Source organism: Hallella bergensis DSM 17361 (assembly GCF_000160535.1).
Lineage (GTDB): Bacteria > Bacteroidota > Bacteroidia > Bacteroidales > Bacteroidaceae > Prevotella > Prevotella bergensis.
In genome coordinates this window covers 181,380-193,195 of sequence record NZ_GG704781.1, presented here as the reverse complement: position 1 = coordinate 193,195, position 11,816 = coordinate 181,380, and the positions used below count along the sequence as shown (strand labels likewise).

Annotated in this window: 12 protein-coding genes; 1 reads left to right on the top strand and 11 read right to left on the bottom strand. The window is 48.7% G+C overall.

Going from position 1 to position 11,816, the window contains the following annotated elements:
• The first annotated feature begins 13 nt into the window (after window positions 1-13).
• Window positions 14-589 carry an NUDIX hydrolase gene (locus HMPREF0645_RS04755; protein ID WP_007173760.1) on the top strand — a complete coding sequence of 192 codons (576 nt, stop codon included), beginning with the start codon at window positions 14-16 and terminating at the stop codon, window positions 587-589.
• Window positions 590-672: 83 nt separating this feature from the next.
• On the opposite strand, the gene HMPREF0645_RS04750 is transcribed toward HMPREF0645_RS04755, so the two are convergent.
• The 11 genes from HMPREF0645_RS04750 to yajC all read right to left on the bottom strand — a co-directional run bounded on the left by HMPREF0645_RS04750 (window position 673) and on the right by yajC (window position 11,816).
• Window positions 673-3,531 carry a putative LPS assembly protein LptD gene (locus HMPREF0645_RS04750; RefSeq protein ID WP_007173759.1) on the bottom strand — a complete coding sequence of 953 codons (2,859 nt, stop codon included), beginning with the start codon at window positions 3,529-3,531 and terminating at the stop codon, window positions 673-675.
• 62 nt (window positions 3,532-3,593) lie between these two features.
• A complete protein-coding gene (locus tag HMPREF0645_RS04745; RefSeq protein WP_245544002.1) occupies window positions 3,594-4,151 on the bottom strand; it encodes an HD domain-containing protein in 558 nt (185 codons plus the stop codon).
• A gap of 93 nt (window positions 4,152-4,244) precedes the next feature.
• The gene (locus HMPREF0645_RS04740) at window positions 4,245-6,020 is read right to left on the bottom strand and encodes a biotin/lipoyl-binding protein (protein WP_007173757.1); all 1,776 of its coding nucleotides are present in this window, start codon (window positions 6,018-6,020) and stop codon (window positions 4,245-4,247) included.
• Between the two features lie 447 nt (window positions 6,021-6,467).
• Entirely contained in the window at window positions 6,468-6,935 is a 468-nt protein-coding gene (gene queF, locus HMPREF0645_RS04735; protein WP_007173756.1) for a preQ(1) synthase, read from the bottom strand.
• A gap of 5 nt (window positions 6,936-6,940) precedes the next feature.
• Window positions 6,941-7,630: a queuosine precursor transporter gene (locus HMPREF0645_RS04730; RefSeq protein ID WP_044123405.1), complete on the bottom strand. Its 690-nt coding sequence runs from the start codon at window positions 7,628-7,630 to the stop codon at window positions 6,941-6,943.
• 176 nt (window positions 7,631-7,806) lie between these two features.
• The gene (locus HMPREF0645_RS04725; protein WP_007173754.1) at window positions 7,807-8,790 is read right to left on the bottom strand and encodes a calcium/sodium antiporter; all 984 of its coding nucleotides are present in this window, start codon (window positions 8,788-8,790) and stop codon (window positions 7,807-7,809) included.
• 114 nt (window positions 8,791-8,904) lie between these two features.
• Window positions 8,905-9,321, bottom strand: a complete 417-nt coding sequence (locus HMPREF0645_RS04720; protein WP_007173753.1) for an Hsp20/alpha crystallin family protein — start codon at window positions 9,319-9,321, stop codon at window positions 8,905-8,907.
• A 186-nt stretch (window positions 9,322-9,507) separates the two neighbouring features.
• Window positions 9,508-9,954: a DUF5606 family protein gene (locus HMPREF0645_RS04715; RefSeq protein ID WP_007173752.1), complete on the bottom strand. Its 447-nt coding sequence runs from the start codon at window positions 9,952-9,954 to the stop codon at window positions 9,508-9,510.
• 1 nt (window position 9,955) lies between these two features.
• The gene (gene coaE / locus HMPREF0645_RS04710; RefSeq protein WP_007173751.1) at window positions 9,956-10,522 is read right to left on the bottom strand and encodes a dephospho-CoA kinase; all 567 of its coding nucleotides are present in this window, start codon (window positions 10,520-10,522) and stop codon (window positions 9,956-9,958) included.
• Window positions 10,523-10,525: 3 nt separating this feature from the next.
• On the bottom strand, window positions 10,526-11,503 hold the full coding sequence (locus HMPREF0645_RS04705) for a CdaR family protein (protein WP_007173750.1): 978 nt from the start codon (window positions 11,501-11,503) through the stop codon (window positions 10,526-10,528).
• Window positions 11,496-11,816 (bottom strand): preprotein translocase subunit YajC, encoded by a 321-nt coding sequence (yajC, locus tag HMPREF0645_RS04700; protein WP_007173749.1) that lies wholly within the window; start codon window positions 11,814-11,816, stop codon window positions 11,496-11,498. The genes HMPREF0645_RS04705 and yajC overlap by 8 nt, the downstream gene beginning before the upstream one ends.

Here is an 11,816-nt window from a genome sequence, read left to right as displayed (position 1 = left end):
AAATAATGCAGCAATGAAACAAAGAACCGATGAAGAGATGCGTTGGAAGACACTCGGCAGCGAGTATCTTATCAAACGACCATGGCTCACTGCACGTCGCGACAAATTGGAGTTGCCCACCGGCAAAGTGTTCGATGAATACTATGTGCTGGAATATCCCACATGGGTCAACGTGATTGCACTGACAAAAGAAAGGAAAATTATACTCGAACGACAATACCGACATGCCCTCGGGGTAGTGTCTACAGAAATTGTGGCCGGCTGTGTGGAAGAGGGTGAAACCCCAATTGAGGGTGCCCAGCGGGAGTTACAGGAGGAGACGGGCTACACAGGTGGTAAATGGACAGAGCTGATGACCATCTCGCCCAACCCCAGCACCATGACCAACCTCTGTCATTGTTTCCTCGCAGAAGGTGTGGAGCGAACCACCGAACAACATTGGGATGCCACCGAAGACCTTGAAGTGTTTCTGAAAAACGAAGAAGAAGTGTTTGCCATGCTGCAACAGGGAGTGTTTCTCCAAGCCATGATGGTGGCACCATTGTGGAAATATTTTGCCTCCCGGCACTCAAACCTGCCTTCAGAATAAATCTGTATTCCTATCGAACATCACGTTTCAGACGGCAGCAAAAAGTCAAAAAAACCACATCCGTCCTTTTAAGTCCATATTTCCTAATACCATTGCACAGCATTGCTGTAGCCACTTCGCTTGTCATATTTCAGAGCATCGGTAAGCGTCGCAGCATTGGCTCGGAAAGAGAAGTTATAACTTGTATAAGGTGCCAACACCACCGAACAACTCATGTTGAAACAGTGAAGATCGCGCTGAAGAGACGCCGTGGTCATGGAAATCTTCTTGTTTTCAAAATCATAGCCACTGGAAAAGCTGATATTCCAACCGTCGCTGATGCGAAGGTTACCACTCACATTCAGCGTCTGGCTGAACTTATAGGGATAGCGCATGGTTTTCTCGTTGAACTTGCCACTTGTATTCTCACGCATCGTGATGCCATAGCCAAACGTCAACGACCATGGCATGGAGAATGCCATATAGCCATTCTCGTCAGTCGTAGCTTTCCCGCTTCCGCTTTTGTTCTTGGCTCCACGTTGCCCTTCAACCATATCCTTGTCTATATTGCTCTCCCGGCCAGTGTCAATTCCTTCCTCGTCATCCTTGTTTGTCTTGTCCTCCTCGTGCTCACCACCACCAAACAGTTTTTTGATTTTTTCAGGATTCAGCGTGTACGAGATATTTTGCGACATGCCCTGAAAACGCCCGAAGCGTCCGTAGCCCCATTCTGTGTGATCACCCACGTATGGTTTGCCGTTCTCATCGAGTTCGTAGGCATAAGTGGCAAACACTGCATTCATGTTGAACGTATAGTTTTTCCACCACTTCAATCGGATGCGCATGGACAGGTCACTCCACGGACGCTTGGCAGCAGCCATGTTATAGGACATCGAGGCACCAAGCTCGTCGATAATACTTATTTTCTTAAAACCCGTGGAGTCTTTGTCAGTCTTAATTCTCATCTCAACGTTGTTGCTCACATCCCACGAAATACTTCCCGTGCGCCCTTTGCCCGGAACTCCATACAAACTATTCAAATAGGGCGAATATTCCACCAATGACACGTTGCCGTTGGCATCCGTCCTCTGGTAAGTTTCGTAATATCCATATCGCGATGAACCAAAATCCGGTGCGTAACTGAAACTTATCTGTGGTGTGAACACGTGCCGAATGGCCTGTATCTTGTCGCCAAACAGCTTTCTGTTGGGAACGAAGAAACCATAAAACTTGGTGTTCGCCGACACGCTCATGTTCCAATTATAAAGATTGTGAAATCCATAGGTGGTGTCAGCCACTTCTTTTTGGTTAGCCTCATCCCATGATTTCATTACCTTGCTGGAGGTCATGCGGTCGGTAAAACTAAACGAGGGAGTGACGTTGATATAATTAAACAGCGTGAAGTTGGCATTCACCGGTATGCTGTGTTGCATACCATTGCGCCAATCCTTGATAAAATTGGAGTGCAAGAGTTTATCTTCCTTGGTGTTGATCGAGTTGCTCAGCTGTCCGGTATAACTCATCGAAATCTTCTCGTACCAGCGCTCGTTGCCAACCCGGTGCTTGCGACGGAAGGGATAAAAACGACTGATGGAAATATTCAGATCGGGCAGAGTCATGGCGATGCTCGAGTCGCGCATGTTCTGCGAGAGGTTGGCCGACGTGCTCAATGACATGCCTATGCTTGAGAATGTGGTGCTCCAGCTCACCGACGATGTACGCGTGGTCTGTGTCATGGCCTGTGGGCTGTACATGCTCGTCAGGTTATTGCGCTCGTAGCTCTGCGATGCATAGTTGACGCTTGCCGACAAAGAACTGAACGGGTTGAACTTAGGGTCTTGGCGGTGACTCCATTGCAGTTTGAAACTCTCTTGTTCCTGATAGTCGGGCATGCCCTTGTCACCCGTCTTGGTGTTCTGAAAACTCACAAAGAAAGAGCCGTTGTACTTGTAACGTCTGCGGTAGTTGCTGGCAGCAGATACCCCCCATGAACCCTTGGTGTAGATCTCACCCAGTAGCTTCAAATCCCACTTGTCGCTCATGGCAAAGTAATATCCTCCGTCGCGAAGGTAGAAACCGCGACTGTTCTCATCGCCGTAGGTTGGCATGATAAATCCGCTGGAATAGCTCTTGGTAAAGGGAAAGAACCCATAGGGAACGGCCAGTGGCAAGGGCACGTCGGCCACGACGAGATATGCCGGACCGAAAACTACATCCTTGCCGGGGCGTACCTTTGCCCTCGACAAGGCAATATAAAAGTCGGGGTGCTCGAGGTCGCACGTGGTGTAGCGTCCACGGGCCAAAAACATTTCACCCTTGTCATTTCGCTTGGAGATCTCACTCGTCAGGAAACCGTCCTCCTGAGCAGTATAGGCATTCTGCACAAGCCCCTTCTTGGTTTTGAAATTAAACGAAATGGTGTCGGTGTCATATTTATCCTGCCCCATTGTGAAGACAGGGCGCCCTTTGATTCCCCGCTTCTCTGTTGAATCAGCCGTGCCCGTGGCGTGCACCAGACTGCTGTCAAGACTCATGTGAATCTTGTCACTCTTGAGGTTCATATTCTCATAGTCCACCTCTGACCCACCATACAGATAGGCTGTTTTCGTCCCAGCCTCATAGACCAAAGAGTCCTGAGCCTGGTATTTCACGGGGGCATCAATGCCGCTTTTTTTCTTCCTGTTCAGGGAGTCGAGATGTATGGAGTCGTCAATCGCCCTGTTGTGATGATATATGGCCAGCTCCAAGGAGTCCATCTCTGTGGTGTCCTTGACCACCTGCCCCGCGACAGACTTGTCGGCCGAACCCACTTGCGTCGAGTCCTTGCCGGCTGAATCTCTCGGGGCTTCGGCATCCATGCCCGCCTCGGCCCGATCCTCTCCCCAGTACGGGGACACTCGGCTTTCTGCCATGGCAAAAACCAAGGCAAAAACCAAGAATATGATGGAAAACCTTGTCCTCATTTGGAGTGCAAAAGTAAATAAATAATGATGAATAACCGACTGATTTCGCTATTTTAACGTTGTCAGCCGAACATTGTTTCCCATTCCTTAAAACGTGCCAATCCGTCGACTCCGAAGCGAGCCAGACTTCGCTCAGCCTCGGCCGTGGTTTTCACGCGCTCCAACTTCGATTTGCTATAAAACTTATCGGCATAACACACCACCTTTTCTTCCAAGCTCTCGGGCAGAAAATCCTCTGCAGGTAACGGAAGTTTACCTGCGATAATGGCCTCCTTGCTCAATCCGGCTCCCGTGTGTCGCTCACACACTCGGGCGTGGCGTGGGTAGCCCTCTGCCCTGAGCAGCGTTGCCCCAATGCGTCCATGCAGCAAATAGGGTTCATGACCGAAACAATGTATTTCCGGCGCGTCGCATTCGAAGATACCAATATCGTGCAACATAGCTGCCTCCTCCACAAATTGCCTATCAAGATGCAATTCGGGATGACGGTCGCATATCTGCAAGGCGCGCTCACAAACTGCCCTGCTATGTGTCAAAAAGATGCGACGAAGTTCACTTCCCTCAGGGTAATACCTGTCAATCAGCCGCATAACCCATTCCGTGTTGTCGTTTGCTTTCATATTTTCCAAAGTTTTCGCCCTCTCCTCCACCATTGGAGAAGAGGGCGCATACTACTGTCAATTCATCACATCGCCCCTAAACGGACGCTGCAATCATTCATGTTCTCTCTCGATATAGGCTATGACGTCGCCTTTCTGAACCTTTGATCCCTGTCGGGCATTGATTTCCACAAGCTTGCCACCCAAGGCAGCACTGACCTGCACAAATTCGCCCCAAGGAGCCTGGATACAGCAAAAGGCATCTCCCTCCTTATAGCTCTTGCCTATATAGGGTTCTACGGCCGGGGCAGCTTCGCCATCACCTTGGAACTCCCAGAACACCTGTCCCTTGACCGGAGCCACGATGGCATCGGCCTTGGCATGCTTATACGCAGCCAACTGCTCGGGCGTGGCATTGCTACCGAGCTTGGCATCCTTGGCTTTCTGCAAGTCGGCCAAGAAGTTTTTCTTAGCCTGCCCGCTCTTGTAGTTACGGTACTGCTCGGGGTGCATGGCCAGCTCCCAGAGTTCTTCGTCGTCCTGTCCGTAGACCCAACCGTTTTCATCCATCTCCTTCTTGAAGTCGTCGAGTGCGTTTGGAAGCAACGTGTGAGGATCGGCATCGGTAAACTCAAAGCCTTTCTCCTTGGCCAACTTCACCAGCTCTTCGTCGATCTTGCCGGGTACCTTGCCACTCTTGCCGAGAATCATACCCCACATGGCGTCGTCCATCATGGCATAGCGACCCTTGCCCTGCTCCATTGTCAGGAGATTGAAGAGTGCGATGTTTTTGGTATATTGTGAGAACGGGGTCACCAATGGTGGGTAGCCCACACGAGGCCACACGTAGGCCACTTCGTCGAACAGTTTTATCAACAGGTCGTCCACGCTCAGCTCAGGTTCTCCCTTCTTCTTGCGCAGATTGTTGATGGTGCCGTGAATGCCACTCAGATCCGACATCATCGAACCCATCATGCCACCGGGCAAACCACAGCCCAAGAGGAGCGAACTCATGATTTTGTTGCCGGGATTGATAAAGTAGCCGAGCCACTCATCAATAAATTCCTGTGTCATGGCACGTGCCTTCATATACGCACCCATGTTGATTTCCGGAACGTCGAAGCCGGCACCTTTCAGCATGCTCTGCACCGAGATAATGTCAGGATGTACCTTGCCCCACGATAGTGGCTCTATGGCCGTATCAATTATGTCGACACCGTTGCGCGCAACCTCAAGCATGGAAGCCATGCTCAGACCCGGACCCGAGTGGCCGTGATATTCGATAATGATGTCGGGATGTTTGTCCTTGATGCGCTTCGTAAGCTGACCCAAAAATGCTGGCTGACCAATGCCGGCCATATCCTTGAGACATATTTCCTCTGCACCGGCAGCAATCTCCTGATCGGCCAAATGCTCATAATAGTCGAGCGTATGGACAGGAGACGTGGTGATGCACAATGTTCCCTGCGGAGTCATTCCGGCTTCCTTGGCCCATCTGATGGAGGGTGCAATGTTGCGGATGTCGTTCAAGCCATCAAAAATACGGGTAATGTCCACGCCCTGTGCATGCTTCACTCGATACATCATGGCACGCACGTCATCGGGCACAGGATACATACGAAGTGCGTTCAGGCCACGATCGAGCATATGGGTTTTGATGCCGGCCTCATTGAAGGGCTTACAAAAAGCGCGCACGGCTTCGTTTGGATTCTCACCGGCAAGCAGTTGCACCTGCTCGAAAGCACCACCATTGGTCTCCACACGGGAGAAACATCCCATGTCTATAATGACCGGGGCGATGCGCTCTAACTGATCCTTGCGTGGCTGAAATTTTCCGGAACTCTGCCACATGTCCCTGTAGAGGAGACTGAACTGAATTTTCTTGCTCATTTATTTCTTCCTTTTCTGACAGTTTCATCAATCAGTCCGACAGACCGTCAGAAAGCCGGACTGATTAAAATGTCCATGATAGACTTGCAAAATTAGATAAAATTTCCCGAAATATCGAGCAAGCTATTATTTTTTATTCATTTATAACGAATGTTTTTGACACATAAAATTTAAAACGCACTGATAATCAGGTACAACTCGCGAGACATCCTTCATGTTGCCGCGAAACTTCTGTGACAGGGCGACAAGACTCAAACCACAGCGTGCTTCGGACGGAAGACACGTGTACGGCGGACGGAAGACACGTGTACGGCGGACGGAAGACACGTGTCTCTCGGTCGGAATACGCTAATCATAAAATGAAACGGAAAGCGTACTGTGTTTCAATCAGATCAAAATTCCTGTCGACAAATTCGCCGCACAAATATGACCCGCAACGAGTTCTACCTACCGTTGGCCATGGTTGAGAAACCTCGCCTCAGCCATCTTCTCGTATGGAGTGCCGGGCTGTCCATAATTGGCATACGGATAAATGCTGATGCCCCCTCGGGGTGTGAACAAACCGGTCACCTCAATATACTTGGGTGCCATGAGTTTGATGAGGTCTTTCATGATGATATTGACACAGTCCTCGTGGAAGTCGCCGTGGTTTCGAAAGCTGAAGAGATAAAGTTTCAGACTCTTACTTTCCACCATGCGTTCCGCTGGCACGTAACTGATGCGTATCTCAGCAAAGTCAGGCTGCCCCGTGATGGGACACAGCGATGTGAACTCGGGACAGTTGAACTGAACCCAATAGTCGTTTTCCGGATGTTTGTTGTTGAAAGTCTCCAACACCTCGGGGGCGTAATCCATGCTGTAGCGTGTTTTGGCGCCCAATGATTTCAATCCTTCTTGCTCTCGGTTTGATGCCATAGTCTCTACAAACTAAATACTTTCCAAATGCTATAATTCACGTCTGTGTCGTAAACGTCTTCTCCCTCATACTGCTTCAGTACCTTCACAACCCTCATGGTGAGAGGCAAAGCCACCACCTCATAGGCCGTCTTGAGGACAACCTGCCACAGCATAAGCCACGGCAGCTCGCTTGTCGGCACCACACCGGCCAGAGCCAAGGGAAAAAATATGACCGAATCACAAGTCTCACCGGCAATGGTACTGAGTATGGCGCGAGCCGAAAAACGTTTGCCGCCGTCTCGTATCTTCATACGACTCATCACATAGGCATTCACAAAGCTGCCGACAACAAACGCCACAAACGATGCTAACGCGATGCGCGGAGCCAACCCAAAGATGGCATGAAAGCCCTCATCGTTGTTCCAATAGTCAGCTCCCGGAATGAGGTCACAGATGGCTCCCATGGCCACGAAGAAGAAATTCATGACAAAACCCATCCAGATAAGCAATCGTGCCTTGCGGAATCCCCAGACTTCGCAAACACAGTCGTTAATGATATAAGATATCGGAAACACGATAAGACCACCCGTAAGGCTAATTGGACCAACCGCTATTTGCTTTGTTTCGAGAACGTTTGCTGCAATAAGGCAAACGCAAAAGAGTATGCTGAAAAGCATAAACAGCACACTCACTGTCTGTTTGTTATTATTCATGTCTTGTTTTTTAAGAGGTTTATCAAGCACTCTGTTTCGGTTGCAAAGGTACGATTATATTTCCATTTGCAACCGATAAGTATCTAAAAAAGTGTTTAGTGCCCAGCGATTATGGCAATAACGGGTATAAAAAATGACACCAAAACCCACTTTTGCCAGCCTTCACAAGCTAAACATCAGACGGTCTGGACGATCAGATAGGTCATGTAGCCCAGAAAACCGGCCGTGAGCAGTGCTCCCTCCCATCGTTCAACACGATATTTGGTGAACGAGAAGAGCCACAACACAACGATAGATAGCAACAGCATACCAAGGTCAATATTGGTTATGCCCTGGATGTTCATGGGCGAAATGAGTCCGGTGATACCAAGTATCATTAATATATTGAAGACATTGGAACCCAAAACATTACCAATGGCGATGCCACTGTTGCCTCGGCGAGCAGCTACTGCGGTGGTGGCAAGTTCGGGAAGCGACGTGCCACAAGCCACGATGGTCAGACCGATGAGCGCCTCGCTCATGCCGAGATTGGTGGCAATGGCCGACGCATTGTCCACAAAGACATTGGAACCCAACACCAAGCACGCCAAACCGAGAATGACCAGCAACACTGACCGAAGAACGGTCCTCGGTTGTTTTTCGGTAGCACCCTCATCAGATCCCTGTCCAAAACTAGCACGAGCACCTTTAAGCGTAATATACATGAACACGACAAATAGAATAAACAACAACAGCGCATCAATCCGAGAGATACTCGAATCAATGCACATCACCAGCAATACCACCGATGCAAGGATGGCAAAGGGCATGTCCTTTTTCACCGTTGCAGGCAAAACGTGTATGGGACATATCATTGCCGCGACGCCAACGATGAGCGCAGTGTTGAAAATATTGCTTCCCACGACATTACCGACAGCGAGATCGGGCGTACCATTCACGGCCGACATCAGGCTCACGAAAAACTCGGGCATGGACGTTCCAATGGACACAATGGTGAGACCAATGACAATTTGAGGAACCCCCATGCGCTCGGCCAAGCCCACAGCACCATCGGTAAGGCGGTCGGCCCCCCACAAAACCACGATAATTCCTACAATAAAAAGTACGATTTGAAGCCACATCTCTGAAGCTGCAAACGAAAAAAGGAGCATAGTATTCATCTTGAAAATAGTATAAATAACTATGCAAAATTACAAAAAAAGTCCCAAACACTTATACGTTTGGGACTAAAACCAACTATTATGTTGTTGTTTACTTATGAGATGTGCAGCAAACTACTTGACCTCAATGGCTCTCATCACCTTCTTTTCTTCCTTGCTGAGCTTCGGAAGTTCAATGGTGAGCACGCCGTCGGACATGCACGCTGCTATCTTCTCGCAGTCTACGTCATCTGGCAGAATAAGTGTCTGCTCAAACTTAGCGTATGAGAACTCGCGCCGCAGATAGCGACCATTTTCCTCCTTGTCGCTATTTTGCTTTTCCATCTTGATGGTAAGGTCTCCTTCAGCATCTACATTGATGTCAAAATCCTCCTTTTTCAAGCCCGGTGCAGCAAGTTCGACGATGTATTTGTCGTCATTCTCCCGTACATTGATAGCCGGTGAGGTTGAGCTTGAGCGGTTCATACTGTTCGTGTCAAAAAAACTATTAAAGACTTCTGGAAGCCATCCGTTACGTGTGTACATAATCATATCTCCTATTTTTAAGTTGTTGTGTTGTTTGTTATGTTCACCCTCTGAAATGCAACAACCATACCATCAATAATAAGAAGCCATTCTGTCACCCATGTGCGCCATTTTGACACAGACCTTTGTTTATGTTCTGAGATATAAGACAAGAAAAACCCCGTTATCTTGTGGACAACGGGGCTGTATGATTTATTCAGTTGCACTCTCTTGGTCGGTCTCACTGTCGTTTTCGACAGGAGCCAGAAGGGTCTTAAAGTCAGTATATCCGTTTTTTACCAGGATGTTGTACCACTGCAACAGCTTCTTGATATCACTGTCATGCACGCGATCACGATCAAAATTGGGTAACACCTCACCAAAATAGTCGCGGAGCTCCTTGCCAGAACATTTCTTATAATTTATGGTGGTCTCCTTGCCATCCTCTTTTTTACTTAGGTTCGCCAGCACTTGCCAAAGTGGGACATCGTCCGATTCAGTATACATGGCAATGTCGCCCAAGCTCGTTACACGATCGGTAGCGAAAGCGGGGAGGCGACGACGGTTTTCGTCTATTGTTTCAATGATAAGATTAGACTTGCCACGAGACACCAGTTTGTAGAGTCCAGGCTTGCCTGCAATTGATAGTATTGTTTCCATTTTACTTATTGTTGATTTGAATTAATAATTGATCTATTTGTACTTCCAAGTCTTTCCTCCCATCATTTTCTATAATAAAGTCGCTCCGCTCGGCAACTGCTTCTTGTGGCATCTGGCGATTTATCCACTCCATCGTCTTCTCAAACGTAGTGTTGTCTCGGCGCATCACCCGGGCGATGCGGGCATCAAGAGGAGCACACACGCAAACGACAAAGTCGAAAGAGACACGGTTGTTGAACCCACTCTCAAAGAGTATGGCACTCTCCAACCACGTATAGTCACTATTTATAAAATCGCGAGCCACCGCAGGGTGAACAACATTGTTGATGGCCTGTTTGTTGTGCTCCGACATGAGGAGATACCTAACCAATACCGCCTTCTGCAAAACGCCGCCAGAATAGACATCGGGGCCAACAAGGTCGGACAGCTCCCGGCAAAGCTGCACATCATCATGCATTAATCGCTCAGCAGCAGCATCACAATCGTACACTTTGATCCCCCGCTTGGCAAGCAGACGGCATACATGGCTTTTACCACTGCCTATTCCTCCAGTAATGGCAACTCTCATAGACTACTGTTCAATAAGATAGTCAATCTGTTTAATTTCCAAATGTGCATTGCTCACCCCACGGGGCTTGCTTTGCAGATACAGATTGCATTTATCAGACGGACGAGCAGCTATTTCACGGTAGTCTACCACCACCTGGAAGTCGCTTGGCCTTATCGTGCGGAACATGCTGGCACCTACCGTAAAACGCACCTTGACCTTTTGAGGGAATGTGCGAACCGTCAGACCTTCGGGCTTATTGATAGCCGTGATGGGAACCTCGACGCTCTCTTCGGTAAGGATGTCGGGGTACAAGGTGAGACTAATGGTGCTCGGGACTATTTTGGCACCCACGATGGGCTTGAGTCTGACCTTACGAACAACGGTGTCATCGAAGTTGACAATGTTCTGGTATTCCGTAGTCACCGAATGGATGCTGTCTAATTTGTCCTTAGTCGCATAAACCACGACCTTCTCGGGCGAAAACTGCACATGAGAGAGATAGAAGTTGCTGGCCGGAACGACGTTGCCCACAAGTTTGACCTCCACCTCTTTATTTAGTCCGTAGTTGAAATAAAACTCCAAGCGCTCTGCCTTGATGGCGGTAATAACTGTTGAGGCAAAAAGCTGTTGGCGAACAGACTTCTGTATATCGGCAACGCTTAACTGCCCCTTGTTCGTCTGACGATCAGCATAATCCGAAAAATTATAGGTAAGCGGATGAAGTTTGCTGCTGGTAATATATGACAACAGCATGAACCCCTTATCGCGCACGGTGATATACGCGGTGTCGGACATTTCGGTCGTCATCACCACATTCTTCGGTATCCCGGTAAGGCGCAAACCGACGGGGATCTCCTGCTCATAGGTCTCATTGAGCGTCATCATCAACCAGAAGATACCGCTGAGCGCCAAAAAGAACAGAAAAAACAGAAACTCCCTGTTCAACAATTTAAACAAGAAGCCTCTGAAAATATGATATGTCTTGCTAAGACTATGCATTAGGTTGCTGCTGAGTTACGTCTGCAAAGACATAGCTCCTGTCAACAGAGATAACAACGCCACGCGCAATTTCGACCTCGACAATGTTCTTGGCTTGATCAATGCGCTTCACCGTGCCGAATATACCTCCGCCACACACTACTTTCGTGCCTTCTTGAAGAGAATTCTGAAATTCGCGAATCTTCTTCTGCTTCTTCTGCTGTGGGCGAACCATGAAAAACCACATGATGGCAAAAATAACCACCATCATAACCAGCATGCCTCCCATGCCTCCTCCCTGTGCTGCCTGTGCAGCTAAAACTAATGTATTCAT

What these genes read in the sequence shown, in the direction of transcription:
- HMPREF0645_RS04750 (WP_007173759.1), bottom strand. Translation starts at nt 3,531, where the DNA reads ATGAGGACAAGGTTTTCCATCATATTCTTGGTTTTTGCCTTGGTTTTT.
- HMPREF0645_RS04740 (WP_007173757.1), bottom strand. Translation starts at nt 6,020, where the DNA reads ATGAGCAAGAAAATTCAGTTCAGTCTCCTCTACAGGGACATGTGGCAG.
- HMPREF0645_RS04755 (WP_007173760.1), top strand. Translation starts at nt 14, where the DNA reads ATGAAACAAAGAACCGATGAAGAGATGCGTTGGAAGACACTCGGCAGC.
- HMPREF0645_RS04730 (WP_044123405.1), bottom strand. Translation starts at nt 7,630, where the DNA reads ATGAATAATAACAAACAGACAGTGAGTGTGCTGTTTATGCTTTTCAGC.
- HMPREF0645_RS04705 (WP_007173750.1), bottom strand. Translation starts at nt 11,503, where the DNA reads ATGCATAGTCTTAGCAAGACATATCATATTTTCAGAGGCTTCTTGTTT.
- HMPREF0645_RS04715 (WP_007173752.1), bottom strand. Translation starts at nt 9,954, where the DNA reads ATGGAAACAATACTATCAATTGCAGGCAAGCCTGGACTCTACAAACTG.
- HMPREF0645_RS04720 (WP_007173753.1), bottom strand. Translation starts at nt 9,321, where the DNA reads ATGATTATGTACACACGTAACGGATGGCTTCCAGAAGTCTTTAATAGT.
- yajC (WP_007173749.1), bottom strand. Translation starts at nt 11,816, where the DNA reads ATGAATACATTAGTTTTAGCTGCACAGGCAGCACAGGGAGGAGGCATG.
- coaE (WP_007173751.1), bottom strand. Translation starts at nt 10,522, where the DNA reads ATGAGAGTTGCCATTACTGGAGGAATAGGCAGTGGTAAAAGCCATGTA.
- queF (WP_007173756.1), bottom strand. Translation starts at nt 6,935, where the DNA reads ATGGCATCAAACCGAGAGCAAGAAGGATTGAAATCATTGGGCGCCAAA.
- HMPREF0645_RS04725 (WP_007173754.1), bottom strand. Translation starts at nt 8,790, where the DNA reads ATGAATACTATGCTCCTTTTTTCGTTTGCAGCTTCAGAGATGTGGCTT.
- HMPREF0645_RS04745 (WP_245544002.1), bottom strand. Translation starts at nt 4,151, where the DNA reads ATGAAAGCAAACGACAACACGGAATGGGTTATGCGGCTGATTGACAGG.